Consider the following 15,427-nt stretch of genomic DNA (forward strand, 5'->3'; position numbering starts at 1 on the left):
GCATCATAAGTCCGCCGATGTCGTCCCGACATGCGAAAGCGGCGAGCGGCGGACGCGTGGTTCAGGGACGTCCGCCGCCCGGCCGCAACCATCAGCCGCAGGTCACCTTGATGTTGAAGTCCTTGGTGATCATTCCGGCCATCGGGTTCTTCAGGTCGGCGCCCTGCGCCTGGCCCGTGATGGTGTAGGTCTTACCGTCCACCGCCACGTCGGCCGAACCGACCTTCGCGCCCATGTTGTTGCTGACCGACAGGGCGTTGCCGTCGACGACCATCGCCAGCGACTCGACCTTCGGGGTGGCCTCGTCGGTCATCACGACCGCCAGCGCCTGCCGCCCGCCGCCGGAACCGCTGCCGATGTCGATCTTTCCGCCCGTCCGGACGCACGTCACCGAGGCCGGGTCCAGGCCCGCCAGGTCGGCGCCGCCGACCTTGACCTGGGCGCCGCCGCCGTGGGCGACGCTGGGGGCCGTGCTGGATGCCGGGCTGGTCGTGTGGCCACCGCTGGAGCACCCCACCAGCACCGATGCGGCGCCCAGTGTCCCAATCGCAGCCGCGAGAAGACGTTTCACTTCCGGTTCCCTTCCTTCATGCGCCGCCCCGATGGCGTCGCCATGGCGCAAGTACAGGACGTTGGATTCGCTACCGATCCCAAATTCGGCGGCACCGAGCCGGTAGGCTGCGTCGAGGTCGGCGCTGAGGAAGGGAGACACGCGATGCTGAGCGTGAAGTGGCTGGAAAAGCCTGAGGCCCATGACTTTCCGGCGGCGGCCGACTACCTCACCATGCTCGCGGACGCGAACACCGTCAAGAAGGTGCTCAAGAAGCTGAAGGCCGGAACGGTCACGCACAGGAAGGCCAAAGACATCCTGCGCGCGGCGCAGTTGGGACTGTTGCCGCCCGACAACCCCCACGTCGCCGCCGACCTGACCAAAATCGAGAAGGGTCAACCGCTGTCGCCCATCCTGCTGGTGCGCGGGGACTTCACGACCGGTGTCCCGCTGCAGATCGCCGACGGCTACCACCGCGTGTGCGCGAGCTATCACACCGACGAGAACACCGACATCCCGGTCGTCATCGCGGCCGTGAGCCGCTGACCGGGAGGCGACCATGATCGACGTCAAGACGGTGGGAACCGTTCAGGTGCTGACCCTGTCGTCGGGTCCCGTCAACGCCCAGGACGTTGAACTGCTCGACGAGCTGACCCTGGCGGTGCGTGACTTGGGGCGTTCGGACGCCGGCGCGCTGGTCGTCACCGGAGCCGGCCGGGCGTTCAGCGCGGGCGTCGACCTCAACCGGGTGGTGGAGGGCGGCTCCGGCTATACCGATCGGCTGGTCCCGGCGCTGTCTGCGGCGTTCGAGGCGATGTTCGCCTACCCGGGCCCGACCGTCGCCGCGATCAACGGCGCCGCCATCGCCGGGGGATGCGTGCTCGCGTGTGCCTGCGACCGCCGCCTGATCGGCCCGCAGGCGCAGATCGGGGCGGCCGAGGTGCGCGTCGGGGTGCCCTTCCCGGTCGCCGCGCTCGAGGTGATGCGCTACGCCTGCGGCGACGCCGCCGAGGAAGTGCTGCTGGGCGGGCTCAGCTACCGGGGGCCCGACGCCGTGGCCCGCGGGCTCGCCCACCGGGTGGTCACCGAGGACCTCGTGGAGGTGGCCCTGGCGGAGGCGTCCGATCTCGCCGGCATCCCGGCCGGCGCGTACCGCCAGACAAAAACCCAGCTGCGGGCCCCGACGATGGCGCGGATCCGCGAGGGCCGGGCTATCGACGACGAGGTCCGCCGGATGTGGGGCGCGGAGGAGACGCTGCACCGGATCGCCGCCTACGTCGAGCGACTGCGGCGACGCGGCTGATCAGTCCTCGTCGACGGCGTCTTCGACGGCCACGCCGCCCCGGGTGCGCCGCCGCATCCGATGCGAGCCCTTGCCCGTCGGGCGGCGGTTGCGCAGCCCGGCCTGTGCCGCTCCCGCGTCCTCGGACTCAGCGGGGGACGCTGCCGGCGCGGCCGCCGGCTCTTCCTCCGCGGCTTCGGAGCCCTCGGCCTTGACGGTCTCGGTCTCCTCCGGCTCTTCGGCCTCGGCCTCTTGAGGCTCCTCGGCCTCTTCCGCCTCTTCCGCCTCCGATTCCTCGGCGGCCTCGGCTTCGGCGTCTTCTGCCTCGTCGCCCTCGTTGCGGCGCCGGCGCTTCTTGGGCTTCTTCGCCTTGATCGGTTTCGGCGGTGGCGGCGGCAACTCGGCGACGAACGACAGGTAGAACGCGAAGAATCCCAGCAGCGCGATCGCGGCGGCTGCGCCGTAGATCGCGAACAGATACTGGCCGGCGGCGTCCAGGCTCAGCCAGATCTCGCTGATCGCCGTGCCGATGATCAGCACGCCCGCCAGCACGTGGCACACGATCGAGGCGACCCTGAGGTTCAGCGCCATCTGCGGCGTCCCCAGCTCCGGCTTGCGCACCCGCAACAGGTTGAACACCACCGGCAGGGCGGCCAGCGCGATCAGCGCACCCGCCGTGATCCGCAGCGCCGTCCCCAACGTCCGCGTGGTGTCACCCATCAGCTCCGGCCAGCGGGGCAGCACGAAGAAGAAGTAGAGGGCGCCGGCAGCGAGGGAGAACAGCAGGTGCCACGGCACGGCGATCTTGCGCCCCATACCCCTCCTCGTGCTGGTGAGTTCACGCCAGCCTAAAGGCGGCCAACCCGAATCCCAACCAATTCGTGCACGTCCGCATGGCGGACCAATTGCGGAGGATGCGGGATTTGAACCCGCGAGGGCTGTTAACCCAACCCGCGTTCCAGGCGAGCGCCATAGGCCACTAGGCGAATCCTCCGTGGCCATGGTAACCGAGGCCGCCGTAGCCGCCGCCACGCGCTCGGCGGCACCGTCGCGCCGGGTATTACACTCGCGATGGACCCCGCGCGGCGTCTATCCTGTGAACTCCCCCAGGGCCGGAAGGCAGCAAGGGTCAATGGGCTCTGTCGGGTGCGCGGGGTCCCCTATATCCATAGAGTGGCGACCCGCTTCGCCCGGCTCCGCCGCGCTTGCGATCGCACTAGGTTCGATCAGTGGCGACCCGCTGCGCCCGGCTCCGCCGCGCTTGCGATCGCACTAGGTTCGATCAGTGGCGACCCGCTGCGCCCGGCTCCGCCGCGCTCGCGATCGCCACTATGAGCAGCGAAAGGGCCCGTGGTGTCTTTCGATTCCCTCAGCCCCGAAGAGTTGGCGGCCCTGCACGCGCGCAACCAGCAGGACTACGCCGACCTGCAGGCCAAGAAGCTGGCCCTCGACCTGACCCGCGGCAAACCCGCGCCGGAGCAGCTCGACCTGTCCAACCAGCTGCTGAGCCTGCCCGGCGAGGACTACCGCGACAGCGAGGGCACCGACACCCGCAACTACGGCGGCCTGCACGGGCTGCCCGAGCTGCGGGCCATCTTCGGCGAGCTGCTCGGCATCGGCGTGCCCAACCTGATCGCCGGCAACAACTCCAGCCTGGAGTTGATGCACGACCTGGTCGCCTTCTCGATGCTCTACGGCGGTGTCGACTCCCAGCGCCCCTGGAAGGACGAACCGAGCGTCAAGTTCCTGTGTCCCGTTCCCGGCTACGACCGGCACTTCGCGATCACCGAGACGATGGGCATCGAGATGATCCCGGTGCCGATGCTGGCCGACGGCCCCGACGTCGACCTGATCGAGGAGCTGGTCGCCGTCGACCCCGCCATCAAGGGCATGTGGTCCGTGCCGGTCTTCGGCAATCCCACCGGCATCACCTACTCGTGGGAGACGGTGCGCCGGCTGGTCCAGATGCGCACGGCGGCGCCCGACTTCCGGCTGTTCTGGGACAACGCGTACGCGGTGCACACCCTGACGCACGAGTTCATCCGCCAGATCGACGTGCTGGGGCTTGCGGCCAAGGCCGGCAACCCCAACCGGCCCTATGTGTTCGCGTCCACCTCCAAGATCACCTTCGCCGGTGCGGGCGTGAGCTTCCTGGGCGGCTCGCTGGGCAACATCGCGTGGTACCTGCAATACGCGGGGAAGAAGTCGATCGGCCCGGACAAGGTCAACCAGCTGCGGCACCTGCGCTTCTTCCGCGACGCCGACGGGGTGCGCCTGCACATGCTGCGTCACCAGCAGATCCTGGCGCCGAAATTCGAGCTGGCGCTGGACATCCTGGACAAGCGGCTGAGCGACTCCAAGATCGCGTCCTGGACCGAACCTCAGGGCGGTTACTTCATCAGCCTCGACGTGTTGCCCGGAACGGCGCGCCGGACCGTGGCCCTGGCCAAGGACGCCGGCATCGCCGTGACCGAGGCGGGAGCGTCCTTCCCGTACCGAAAAGACCCGGAGGACAAGAACATCCGGATCGCGCCCACCTTCCCGTCGCTGCCCGACCTGCGCGACGCGGTCGACGGGCTGGCCACCTGCGCGCTGCTGGCGGCGTCGGAGTCGCTGCTCGTCTCCGCCGCATCCAGCGTGAGCTGACGGCTTTCTGTGTGCGCTGAGGGCGGAGAATCTGGCGAAATCCCACCCTGGACGCACGCCCAAAGCCTTGCCCGCACACTCGAAGCCGCTGATGCACCCTCAAAAGCCGCCGCGCTTTAGTCACCACGTTTTCGGTCCGACGTTTCCCCGCAAGCGGGAGGTGCCCCACAGCGGGCCCTGCCAGCCGAGCTCTGGTCGGCCGGCGCCGGTAGCCTGCTGAGCGTGGCCCTCTACCGCAAGTACCGACCGGCAACCTTCGCCGAGGTGGTGGGGCAGGAGCACGTCACCGAGCCGCTGTCGATCGCCCTGGAAGCCGGCCGGATCAACCACGCCTACCTGTTCTCCGGTCCGCGCGGCTGCGGCAAGACGTCGTCGGCGCGCATCCTGGCCCGGTCGCTGAACTGCGCCCAGGGGCCGACGGCCACCCCGTGCGGCGTCTGCGAGTCCTGCACGGCGCTGGCTCCGAACGCCCCCGGCAGCATCGACGTGGTGGAGCTGGACGCAGCCAGCCACGGCGGCGTGGACGACACGAGGGAGCTGCGGGACCGCGCGTTCTACGCGCCGGCGCAGTCGCGCTACCGGGTGTTCATCATCGACGAGGCGCACATGGTGACCACCGCGGGGTTCAACGCGCTGCTCAAGATCGTGGAGGAGCCGCCCGAGCACCTCATCTTCATCTTCGCCACCACCGAGCCGGAGAAGGTGCTGCCGACGATCCGCTCGCGCACCCACCACTACCCGTTCCGGCTGCTGCCGCCGAAGACCATGCGGTCGCTGATCGGGCGGATCTGCGAGCAGGAGGGCGTCGCGGTCGACGACGCGGTGTTCCCCCTGGTGATCCGCGCCGGCGGCGGCTCCCCGCGCGACACGCTGTCGGTGCTCGATCAGCTGTTGGCGGGTGCCGAGGGCGCCCACGTGACGTACCCGCGGGCGCTCGGGCTGCTCGGCGCCACCGACGTCGCGCTGATCGACGATGCCGTGGACGCCCTCGCGGCGGGCGACGCCGCCGCGTTGTTCAGTGCGGTGGAGTCGGTGATCGATTCCGGCCACGACCCGCGGCGCTTCGCCACCGACCTGCTGGAGCGGTTCCGCGACCTCCTTCTCATGCAGGCGGTTCCCGACGCGGTCAGCCGCGGGGTGGTGGATGCGCCGGAGGACGTGCTCGACCGCATGCGTGACCAGGCGACCCGCCTGGGGCCGGCCACCCTGACCCGCTACGCCGAGGTCGTGCAGGCCGGACTCGGCGAGATGCGCGGCGCGACGGCCCCCCGCCTGCTGCTCGAAGTCGTCTGCGCGCGGCTGCTGCTGCCCTCGGCCAGCGACACCGAGTCGGCCCTGCTGCAGCGCGTCGAGCGGATCGAGACCCGCCTCGACATGTCCATCCCCGCCTCGGAGGCGGCCGCCGCGCACCCGCCGCACCCGGCGGTGGCCACGCCGGCGCGGCCGCGCAGGGAGCCGGCCCCGCCCAAGGAGCGCGTCCCGCCCAGGTCCGCTCCGCCCGTTCCCAGGCCGGAGGCGGTCCCCGAACCGGTCCCGGCGCCCCCGGCGCCCGAACCGGCCGCCGCGCCGATCGCCGAACCGGCCGCCGCCGCGGGCGAACTCAATGCGGCCGCCGTGCGAACCATGTGGCCCACGGTGCGCGACAAGGTGCGCCAGCGCAGCCGCACCACCGAGGTCATGCTGGCGGGTGCCACCGTCCGCGCCCTCGAGGAGAACACGCTGGTGTTGACGCATTCGTCGGCGCCGCTGGCCAAGCGGCTGTGCGAACAGCGCAACGCCGACGTCATCGCCGAAGCGCTCAAGGACGCGCTGGGCGTCAACTGGCGGGTGCGCTGCGAGGGCGGCGCCGCCGCCCCCGTCGAGGCGGCGCCCCCGCCCACGCGGGTCGAGGAGCCGGCGCCCGACGTGGCCCGGCGCGACGACGAAGAGGAACACATGCTCGCCGAGGCCGGACGCACGGAGGCGTCGGGGCCGCGGCGCGATCCGGAGGAGGTCGCGCTGGAGCTGTTACAGAACGAGCTGGGCGCGCGCCGGATCGACGGGGGCTAGTGGGCTAGGGCGTCCACCACGGCCGCAGCGGCAGCTGGTCGTCGCCCCGGCAATCGACGTTGGCCGCCAGCACGTGGTGCAGTTGCAGGTTGTTCTGCTCGAACGCCACCCGCGAGGCCGCCATGTAGAGACCCCAGACCTTGGCGGTGGCCAGCCCGACCTCCTCGACCGCTTCGTCCCAGTGCTCGACCAGGTTGCGGCACCAGTCCCGCAGCGTCATCGCGTAGTGATGCCGGAAGTTCTCCTCGTGCAGCACCTCGAACCCGACGTCCTGCACCTCGGTGATGATGCGCCCGGAACCGGTGAGCTCCCCGTCGGGGAAGACATACCGGTCGGTGAAGCCACCCGCGAACGAGGTCGACTTGTTGTCGTGGCGGGTGATGCAGTGGTTGAGCAACAGGCCGCCGGTGCGCAGCCTGGACTTCAGGAACCCGAAGTAGGCCGGGTAGTTCTTGACGCCGATGTGTTCTGTCAACCCGATCGAGGACACGGCGTCGAAGCCGCGCTCGCCGATGTCGCGGTAGTCCGAATGGCGGACCTCGGCAAGGTCGGTGAGCCCTTCGTCTTCGATCGCGCGCTGCGCCCACTTCGCCTGCTCACCCGAGAGGGTGGCACCGATCACCCGGACCCCGTGTCGCGCGGCGAAGCGCACCATGCCGCCCCAGCCACAGCCGACGTCGAGCAGCCGGTCGCCCGGTTGCAGCCGCAGCTTTTCGAAGACCAGCCGGTACTTGTTCTCCTGGGCCTCTTCCAGCGTCGCGTCGGCGTCGGGATAGACCGCGCACGTATAGGTCATCGACGGGCCGAGCACCCATTCGTAGAAGGTGTTGGACACGTCGTAGTGGTGATGGATGGCCTCGGCGTCGCGGGTCTTGGTGTGCATGAGCCCGTCGGCGATCCGGCGCCACCGCGGCGGGGTCTCCTGCGGCGGCGGGGGGATCGGCACCAGCCGCTCCAGACCCATCGAACGCACCACGTTGGCGAGCACCCGCGCGGGCGGCCGCTTGAACTGGACGCGGTCGGTCAACGTCTTGAGCAGTTGGTACGGGTCTCCGGGGTGGACGCCGTACAGGTCCAGGTCGCCCGCCACGTACGCGCGGGCGAGGCCGAGTTCGCCGGGAGCGGTCGCCAGGTAGGTGGCGCCCCGCGGGGTCCGAAGGTCAAGGCCCAGTTCGGCATCCTTGTTGCCCGCGATGCTGCCGTCGTAGGCGGTGAACTTCAACGGATGCCGCCCGGTCGCGGCGAAGACCGCCAGGATCTCCGCCATGCTCATTTTTCCGGTGGTGGCGCGGTGGGGTTCTTGGGTGGTCGTCATCGCCGCTGTACCGCCTTTGCATAGAGGTCGAGGAGACGGGAATCGGGATCATAGGTCTTCTTGACGGTGTTGTAGGCCTCGCCGCCGTACAACTCGTCGAACTCCTCGCGGGTGTAGTAGGAGTCGGAATACAGCGACTTGTGCCCGTCGAGTCCGCTCACCTTCGCTTCGATCGTCCGATTGGTTTCACCTTCCGTGGCGCCCGCCGGCACCGAGGACCAAAACCCGACGTTGACGTACGTGTGGTCCGGCCGCATCGGATACAGCGGCCAGCCCTCGTCGTCGCGCAACCGCAGCGGGCACAGCCAGATCGGGGTGATGGGCACGTTGTCCAGGAACCACTCGAGGAACTCGCAGGTCCGTTCGACCGGAACCTCGACGTCTTGCACCACCCGCTCCCGCGGCGGCCGGCCGTTGCGCTTCTCGATCCGGTCCGCGACACCGAAGCGCTGGTCCATGGCGACGAGCTTCGAGTAGACGCTGCTGCGCCGGTAGCGCCGCGGCCACCACCGCCGTATCCGGGGGTTCTGCACGCCGAACGCGCGCGAGCACCAGAACCAGTCGGTGTCCCAGCGCCAGAAGTAGTCGTGCGTCGTCAGCCGGTCGTCCTTGGTGGCTTCCACACCACGGGAATCGTGCCGGATCGACTGGTAGTAGATGTCCTTCCCGGTGTAGTCGCTGACCGGGCCCGGGGTGGTGGTTCGCCGGCCGATGCACAGGTAACTCTCGTCGGCGCCGAACACCACCCCGTCGAGATAGTCCACCGGGGTGCCGCCCTGCCCGCCGGTGTCGATGATGCGTTCCATCGCCGCGATCAGCGCCGGCAGCGAGCGGAACCGGATGTGCCGCAACGCCACGAACGGTGCGACGGGCTCCAGCTCGATGCGCAGCCGGGTTGAATAACCAAGCGTGCCATAGGAATTGGGGAAGGCGCGGAACAGGTCGGGATGCTGGGTGCGCGACGCGGCGAGTAATTCGCCGGCGCCGGTGAGGATGTCCATCTCCAGCACCGATTCGTGCGGCAGGCCGTTGCGGAACGACGCCGACTCGATCCCCAGGCCGCTGACCGCACCGCCGAGGGTGATGGTCTTCAGTTGCGGGACGACCAGCGGCGACAGGCCGTACGGCAACGTCGCCGCGACCAGATCTTCGTAGGTGCACATGCCGGCCACGTCGGCGGTGCGGGATTCGGGATCGACGCTCAGCACGCCGGTCAGCCCCGACGTGTCGAGGCCAGGGGAGTCGCGTTTAGCGCGGGCGCGGAACAGGTTTGAGGTCGGCTTGGCGAGCCGGACGGCGGACGTTGCGGGGATGGATCGATAACTCGCCATCAACCGGTCAACGCCCGACTTGTGCGCCGAGAGTGCAGATCCTGAGGCAGGCACCACATATACCCTAGTCTTCGACCACAGCCCGTGCACCCGCGCGCGGGCGGCATAGCTTCAGGAGTTTGTCTTGGGACAGGTGAGTGCTGCCAGCACGATTTTGGTCAATACCGAGCCGGCCGCCACCCTGGCGGCCGTCGCGGACTATCAGACGGTGCGCCCGAAGATTCTGTCCCCTCAGTACAGCGACTACCAGGTGTTGCAGGGTGGCCAGGGCGCGGGCACGGTGGCCAAATGGAAGCTGCAGGCGACCAAATCCCGAGTCCGCGACGTGCAGGTCGACGTCGACGTCGCCGGCCACTCCGTCATCGAGAAGGACGCCAACTCGTCGATGATCATCAACTGGACGGTGGCCCCCGCCGGACCCGGGTCCAGCGTCACCGTGAAGACCACCTGGACCGGTGCGGGCGGCATCAAGGGGTTCTTCGAGAAGACCTTTGCGCCGTTGGGGCTGAAGAGGATTCAGGGCGAGGTGCTGGCCAACCTGAAGAACGAATTGGAAGGCTCGGCCTAACTAGCGCGCCTGGCCCTGCGAGGCCAGGAAGCCGGCGACGCCGCGGACCATCGCGTCGGCGTACTTCTGCCTGCCCTCGGCCGACTCCATCAGCGCCGAATCCGCGGGGTTCTTCATGTTGCCGCACTCGACCAGGATGGACGGGTACTGCGCCAGGTTCAGGCCGGTCAGGTCCGAGCGCCCGTACAGCCCACCCTGGCCGATGTAGTTGGCCGGCGGGATGCCGGAGGCCTGCATCTGGTCGCGCATGATTCGCGCGTACTGCACGGACGGCCCGGCCTGCACCTGGTTGAGCGGCGGGGCCGAGTAGTTGACGTGGAATCCGCGGCCCGACGCCGGCCCCCCGTCGGCGTGGATGCTCAGGACCGCGTTGGGGTGCAGCGCGTTGGCCATGTTGGCGCGCTCGTCGACGCACGGCCCCAACCCGGTGTCGTTCCCGCGCGCCATCGCGGTCCGGACGCCCAGGGCGTTCAACTCCTGGCGGACCCGCAGCGCGGTGTCCCAGGTGAAGGTGTGCTCCGGATAGCCGCTGTTGGTCGACGTCCCGCTCGCCTGGCAGTCCTTGGTGCCGCCGCGGCCGGTGGGCACCTGACGGCTGATGGACGCGTCGTTGGCGCCGTTGTGGCCGGGATCGATGAAGACCACCATCCCGGCGATGTTGGAGGGGACACCCCACGCGGCCGGGGTGATCGCCGTCGAAGCGGCGACCAGCACACCGATGACCAACCTGACGCCGACACGCCTGCTCACTCGTAGGTCCACGGCGCAAAGGTAGCCTCGCGCGGTCTACGCTGGGTGTTTCGAATCGCCGGACACCCGCAGGCGAAACCAACTCGAGACCAAGATGCGAGGGGACTGTCATGCAACCCGGAGGCGACATGTCGGCGCTGCTGGCCCAGGCGCAGCAGATGCAGCAGAAGTTGATGGAAGCCCAGCAACAGCTCGCCAACGCCGAGATCCACGGGCAGGCCGGCGGGGGCCTGGTCAACGTGACGGTCAAAGGCAGCGGCGAGGTGGTCGCGGTGCGGATCGATCCCCAGGTCGTCGACCCCGGGGACGTCGAGACGCTGCAGGACCTGATCGTCGGCGCCATGGCCGACGCCTCCACGCAGGTCACCCGCATGGCGCAGGAACGGCTGGGCGCGCTGGCCGGCGGCTTGGGCGGCCCGCCCCCGGGCCAGCCTCCGGCCCCGGCGCCGGAGCTCTAGACACTCCGCCGACATGTTTGAAGGACCCGTCCAGGATTTGATCGACGAGCTCGGCAAGCTGCCGGGCATCGGGCCCAAGAGCGCGCAACGCATCGCGTTCCACCTGTTGTCCGTCGAACCCCCGGACATCGACCGGCTGACCGCGGCGCTCGGTAAGGTCCGCGACGGCGTGCGGTTCTGCGCGGTGTGCGGCAACGTCTCCGACAACGAGCGCTGCCGGATCTGCTCAGACCCCCGCCGCGACGGCTCCCTGGTGTGCGTCGTCGAGGAGCCGAAGGATGTCCAGGCCGTCGAGCGCACCCGCGAGTTCCGCGGCCGCTACCACGTGCTGGGCGGTGCGCTGGATCCGCTCTCCGGGGTGGGGCCCGAGCAGCTGCGGATCCGCGAGTTGCTGAGCCGGATCGGGGAGCGGGTCGACGACGTGGACATCGCCGAGGTGATCATCGCCACCGACCCCAACACCGAGGGCGAGGCGACCGCCACCTACCTGGTGCGGATGCTGCGCGATATCCCCGGGCTGACCGTGACGCGGATCGCCTCCGGCCTGCCGATGGGCGGCGACCTGGAGTTCGCCGACGAACTGACGCTGGGCCGCGCCCTCGCCGGCCGCCGGGCGATGGTCTGACGCACAGCCCGTCAGGAAGCTCTCGGTAGGGATAGGCGACCGTCAAATTTGATAGCGCATGCGCTATCAAATCCGGCGTTGACCACATGCCTGGAGCGCGGTCGCACACGGACCGTCACGCGGTCACGACGGCGAAGTTGTCGCTGGTGGCCCACGCCTGCTCGAAGGTCGTCAGCGCTACCTGCTCGTCCCGGCCGGCCTTGATGCCGCTGTCGTTGAGGTGCACCACCCGAGCCGTGGTGTCGATGCCGGTGACGACGACGAAGTGGTTCTCCCGGGTGCGGTTGCCGGGTTCGTCCCAGATGATCTTGTCGTTGAGTCCGACGATCACCCGCTGGCCCCGGTCCAGGTCCTGCGCCAGGGCATCGGTGTCGGTGTGCACCCCGGTGGCCGGTATGCCGTAGTGCGCCAGCAGCACCGCCAGGTCGCTGTTGCTGGTCCTGCCGCCGGGGCGGTAGATCGGCCCGGAATGGCTCACGCTGGGGATGTTGCCGGCGGCGGCGGTGATCTCGTCCTCGGTGGGTTGGTGGTCGCTGAGCTGGCCGATCACGTCGGCCACCGCCATCTCCCCGCAGTCCAAATCCTGTTGCTGGTAGCGCCAGTAGGGCGCGGCGGCGGCCGGGTCGCCGTGCATCCCGTCGCGGGCGGCGTGGGCGGGGCCGGCGAGCGCGACGGCCACCGCGGCGGCCGCGCCGAGCGCCATGGCGATCTTGGTGCTGGTGTTTGCCATGGGCCAAGGCTGAGCGACGGCCCTCAAAGGATCCTTGGGGTCGGGGGACCGTCGTGGAGCAACGGGAACGGGTGGCCGGCCGTCAGCGGGCGGCCAGTCGCTCCCGGCGCAGCAGGTCGACCTCCGGGAGCTCCAGCGGCGCCAGCTCACCGACCACCTTGCGGAGCAGCAGGTCGGCCAGCTCGGGATTGCGGGCCAGGCACGGCCCGTGCATGTAGGTGGCGACGACGCTGCCCTGCACCGCGCCGTCGTAGCCGTTGCCCGCCCGGTTGCCGGCGCCCCTGGTCACCGCGCCTAGCGGCGACGCGGCGGGGCCGAGCACGGTGCCGCCCCGGTGGTTCTCGAAACCGGTGAGCCGGTGGGTCAGGCCGGGCAGCAGCGGCTTGGTGATCAGTTCGCCGATGGTGCGGGCCTCCTGCGGCGACGTGGTCGCGTCGAGCAGGCCGACGCCGTCGACCCGTTCGCCCGCCGACGTCTCATACCACTGGCCCAGCACCTGGACCGCGGCGCAGATCGCCAGCACGGGCGCGCCGCGTTCCGCGGCCCGCTGCAGCCCCGGATGCTTGATCAGGTGCCTGGTGGCCAGCCGCTGCGCGTAGTCCTCGGCGCCGCCCAGGGTGTAGAGGTCCAGCGAGTCCGGCACCGGGTCGGCCAGCGTGATCTCGACGATGTCGGCGGCGATGCCCCGCAACCGCAGCCGCTGGCGCAGCACCAGCGCGTTGCCGCCGTCACCGTAGGTGCCCATCACGTCGGGCAGCACCAGGCCGATGCGCACCTTGGAAAAGGACGATGTGTCAGCCATGACGCCCCAACGCTCGTTGCAGCTGCAGGAACGCGGTGTAGTTGGCGACGACCTCGACCCGCCCGGGCGGGCAGGACGCGATGGCGGCCAGGGTGTCGTGCACCAGGGTGTGGTCGACGCCCGCATAGCCGAGGCGCACCGCGAGGTCGGTGCCGCGTTCCCCGGCGGCGACGACCGCGGTCTTCTCGAAGTGTTCGAACCGCACGTCCCACAGCCAGGACAGATCCTCCCCGTCGGGCACCTGGCCGTTGACCGAGATGACCACCCCGGCCGCGTGCTTGTCCACCATCGACAGCGCCTCCTGCCATCCGGCGGGGTTCTTGGCCAGCAGGATGCGCGCTTCGTGGTCGCCGATGTGGACGGTCCGGTAGCGTCCGGCGACCTCGTCGACCCGGCTGACGGCCGCGACGGCCCGGGCCGGGTCGGCGCCCAGCGCGACGGCCGCGGCGACGGCCTGGGCGGCGTTGCCGCGGTTCACCGCGCCGGGCAGCGCCAACCGCATCGGCAGGGCCAGCCCGTCGGGCCCGTATAGCGTCTCGTCGTCGAACCACCACTGCGGGCTGGGCCGCTTGAAGTCCGCGCCGGTGGAATACCAGTGGCCCTTCTCGCGGACGATCACCTCGCCGCTGCGCGGGCAGCTGACCGAGTCGTTGGCCCACGAGCCGCCCGCGGCCACCCACACCACGTTCGGGCTGTCGTAGGCCGCCGACGTCATGAGCACGTCGTCACAGTTGGCGACGACGACCGCCTTCGGGTGCCGCGCCAGCCCCGCCCGCAGCGTGCGCTCGATGACGTTGATCTCGCCGACGCGGTCCAGCTGGTCGCGCGACAGGTTGAGCAGCACGACGACCGCGGGGTCGACGGCATCCGACACGTGCGGCACGTGCATCTCATCGACCTCGAGGGCCGCCAGCGCCGCCTCGCGATTGGCGGCCAGCGCCGCGACCAGGCCGGCGTCCATGTTGGCGCCCTCGGCGTTGGTGGCCACCGGGCCCATTGTGCCGAGCGCGGCCGCGGTCATCCGGGTGGTGGTGGACTTGCCGTTGGTGCCGGTGACGACGACGGTGCGCCGTCCGGCAGCGAGCTGGCGCAGCACCGATCGGTCCAGGGTCATGGCGATCAGTCCGCCGATCATTGCCCCGGCTCCGCGTCCGGTCACCCGCGACGCCCAGCGCGCGCTCGCTCCCGCGGCGAGGGCCAGGCGTGCGCGGGTGGTGATCACCCGCGCAGATTACCGACCGACACGGCCGCGAAGCGACCCGGCGATGTCGGTCGGACGTGCCATTCTCAAGTCATGAACGGCATGTCCTGGGGTCGGCCGGCCGCCGAGCCGGTCGGGGGGTGGGCCGTCATCGACGTCGAGACGTCGGGCTTCCGGCCGGGTCAGGCGCGGGTGATCAGCCTGGCGGTGCTGGGCCTCGATTACGACGGCCGCGTCGAGCAGTCGGTCGTCAGCCTGCTCAACCCCGGCGTGGACCCGGGCCCCACCCACGTGCACGGTCTGACCGCCGCCATGTTGGAAGACCAACCGCAGTTCGCCGATGTCGTCGACGACGTGGTCAAGGTGCTGGACGGCCGCACGCTGGTGGCCCACAACGTCGCGTTCGACTACGCGTTCCTGGCCGCGGAGGCCGAGCTCGCTGAGGCCGAACTCCCCGTCGACTCGGTGATGTGCACGGTCGAGCTGGCCCGGCGGCTGGACCTGGGCACCGACAACCTGCGGCTGGAGACCCTCGCCGCGCACTGGGGCGTCACCCAGGAACGACCGCACGACGCCTTCGACGACGCATTGGTGCTCACCGGGGTGCTGGCGTCGGCGCTCGAGCGGGCGCGTGAGCGCGACATCTGGCTGCCGGTGCATCCGGTGACCCGGCGCCGGTGGCCGAACGGCCGCGTCACCCATGACGAGCTGCGCCCGCTGAAGGTGCTGGCCTCGCGGATGCCCTGCCCGTATCTCAACCCCGGCCACTACGTCTGTGGCAGGCCGCTGGTGCAGGGCATGCGGGTGGCCCTGGCGGCCGAGGTCGGGCGGACCCACGAGGAGCTCGTCGAGCGGATCCTGCACGCCGGGCTGGCCTACAGCGACGCCGTCGACGGGGAGACGTCGCTGGTGATCTGCAACGACCCGGCCCCCGACCAGGGCAAGGCCTACCTGGCCCGCCAGCTGGGCATCCCGGTGATCTCCGACACCCAGTTCATGGACTCCATCCGCGCGGTCGTCGGCGGCACCAGCATGGAGGAATTCACCGACACCGCCGCGGTGGATCAGCAGCTCGCGCTGTTCTGACCGACAGCGTCTTCCCGCCGGACGTCGCATCGAG

At 70.1% G+C, this 15,427-nt stretch carries 16 protein-coding genes, 1 tRNA gene and 1 other RNA gene; 9 read left to right on the forward strand and 9 right to left on the reverse strand.

Going from position 1 to position 15,427, the window contains the following annotated elements; translation table 11 throughout:
- Positions 1-91: 91 nt before the first annotated feature.
- Positions 92-571 (reverse strand): lipoprotein LpqH, encoded by a 480-nt coding sequence (locus C1737_RS21040; protein ID WP_067919302.1) that lies wholly within the window; start codon positions 569-571, stop codon positions 92-94.
- A gap of 144 nt (positions 572-715) precedes the next feature.
- Here C1737_RS21040 and C1737_RS21045 point away from each other — a divergent pair, with 144 nt between their 5' ends.
- Positions 716-1,096 carry a hypothetical protein gene (locus C1737_RS21045; protein ID WP_102419377.1) on the forward strand — a complete coding sequence of 127 codons (381 nt, stop codon included), beginning with the start codon at positions 716-718 and terminating at the stop codon, positions 1,094-1,096.
- Positions 1,097-1,109: 13 nt separating this feature from the next.
- Positions 1,110-1,853 carry an enoyl-CoA hydratase/isomerase family protein gene (locus C1737_RS21050; RefSeq protein ID WP_102419378.1) on the forward strand — a complete coding sequence of 248 codons (744 nt, stop codon included), beginning with the start codon at positions 1,110-1,112 and terminating at the stop codon, positions 1,851-1,853.
- On the opposite strand, the gene C1737_RS21055 is transcribed toward C1737_RS21050, so the two are convergent.
- On the reverse strand, positions 1,854-2,648 hold the full coding sequence (locus tag C1737_RS21055; RefSeq protein ID WP_102419379.1) for a hypothetical protein: 795 nt from the start codon (positions 2,646-2,648) through the stop codon (positions 1,854-1,856).
- Positions 2,649-2,740: 92 nt separating this feature from the next.
- Positions 2,741-2,826: transfer RNA gene (locus C1737_RS21060), tRNA-Ser, on the reverse strand.
- Positions 2,827-2,902: 76 nt separating this feature from the next.
- On the opposite strand from C1737_RS21060, the gene ffs reads away from it, so the two are divergent.
- From ffs to C1737_RS21080, 3 genes are all read left to right on the forward strand, one after another.
- Positions 2,903-2,997, forward strand: an RNA gene (gene ffs, locus C1737_RS21065) — signal recognition particle sRNA small type.
- A 188-nt stretch (positions 2,998-3,185) separates the two neighbouring features.
- A complete protein-coding gene (locus C1737_RS21075; RefSeq protein WP_102420053.1) occupies positions 3,186-4,478 on the forward strand; it encodes an aminotransferase class I/II-fold pyridoxal phosphate-dependent enzyme in 1,293 nt (430 codons plus the stop codon).
- A 222-nt stretch (positions 4,479-4,700) separates the two neighbouring features.
- Complete coding sequence (locus tag C1737_RS21080) at positions 4,701-6,527, forward strand: DNA polymerase III subunits gamma/tau (protein ID WP_102419380.1); 1,827 nt, start codon at positions 4,701-4,703, stop codon at positions 6,525-6,527.
- A 4-nt stretch (positions 6,528-6,531) separates the two neighbouring features.
- Here C1737_RS21080 and C1737_RS21085 read toward each other — a convergent pair whose 3' ends face one another.
- Entirely contained in the window at positions 6,532-7,842 is a 1,311-nt protein-coding gene (locus tag C1737_RS21085) for a class I SAM-dependent methyltransferase (RefSeq protein WP_199182890.1), read from the reverse strand.
- The gene (locus C1737_RS21090) at positions 7,839-9,173 is read right to left on the reverse strand and encodes an FAD-binding oxidoreductase (protein WP_369807568.1); all 1,335 of its coding nucleotides are present in this window, start codon (positions 9,171-9,173) and stop codon (positions 7,839-7,841) included. The genes C1737_RS21085 and C1737_RS21090 overlap by 4 nt, the downstream gene beginning before the upstream one ends.
- 124 nt (positions 9,174-9,297) lie before the next feature.
- On the opposite strand from C1737_RS21090, the gene C1737_RS21095 reads away from it, so the two are divergent.
- Positions 9,298-9,741: an SRPBCC family protein gene (locus C1737_RS21095; protein WP_068060588.1), complete on the forward strand. Its 444-nt coding sequence runs from the start codon at positions 9,298-9,300 to the stop codon at positions 9,739-9,741.
- On the opposite strand, the gene C1737_RS21100 is transcribed toward C1737_RS21095, so the two are convergent.
- Positions 9,742-10,503: an Rv3717 family N-acetylmuramoyl-L-alanine amidase gene (locus tag C1737_RS21100; RefSeq protein WP_067922268.1), complete on the reverse strand. Its 762-nt coding sequence runs from the start codon at positions 10,501-10,503 to the stop codon at positions 9,742-9,744. It lies immediately after the preceding gene.
- A 98-nt stretch (positions 10,504-10,601) separates the two neighbouring features.
- On the opposite strand from C1737_RS21100, the gene C1737_RS21105 reads away from it, so the two are divergent.
- Complete coding sequence (locus tag C1737_RS21105) at positions 10,602-10,949, forward strand: YbaB/EbfC family nucleoid-associated protein (protein ID WP_067922271.1); 348 nt, start codon at positions 10,602-10,604, stop codon at positions 10,947-10,949.
- 13 nt (positions 10,950-10,962) lie between these two features.
- Complete coding sequence (gene recR, locus C1737_RS21110; protein WP_067922274.1) at positions 10,963-11,574, forward strand: recombination mediator RecR; 612 nt, start codon at positions 10,963-10,965, stop codon at positions 11,572-11,574.
- 115 nt (positions 11,575-11,689) lie between these two features.
- On the opposite strand, the gene C1737_RS21115 is transcribed toward recR, so the two are convergent.
- The 3 genes from C1737_RS21115 to C1737_RS21125 form a co-directional block, all read right to left on the reverse strand.
- Positions 11,690-12,304: a C39 family peptidase gene (locus C1737_RS21115; protein ID WP_102419383.1), complete on the reverse strand. Its 615-nt coding sequence runs from the start codon at positions 12,302-12,304 to the stop codon at positions 11,690-11,692.
- A gap of 82 nt (positions 12,305-12,386) precedes the next feature.
- Positions 12,387-13,106: a type 1 glutamine amidotransferase gene (locus C1737_RS21120; protein ID WP_102419384.1), complete on the reverse strand. Its 720-nt coding sequence runs from the start codon at positions 13,104-13,106 to the stop codon at positions 12,387-12,389.
- Entirely contained in the window at positions 13,099-14,328 is a 1,230-nt protein-coding gene (locus C1737_RS21125; RefSeq protein WP_102419385.1) for a Mur ligase family protein, read from the reverse strand. The genes C1737_RS21120 and C1737_RS21125 overlap by 8 nt, the downstream gene beginning before the upstream one ends.
- A gap of 72 nt (positions 14,329-14,400) precedes the next feature.
- On the opposite strand from C1737_RS21125, the gene C1737_RS21130 reads away from it, so the two are divergent.
- On the forward strand, positions 14,401-15,393 hold the full coding sequence (locus C1737_RS21130) for a DEDDh family exonuclease (protein ID WP_102419386.1): 993 nt from the start codon (positions 14,401-14,403) through the stop codon (positions 15,391-15,393).
- Positions 15,394-15,427 lie beyond the last annotated feature (34 nt).

It is taken from the genome of Mycobacterium sp. 4858, from assembly GCF_900240975.1.
Taxonomy (GTDB): domain Bacteria; phylum Actinomycetota; class Actinomycetes; order Mycobacteriales; family Mycobacteriaceae; genus Mycobacterium.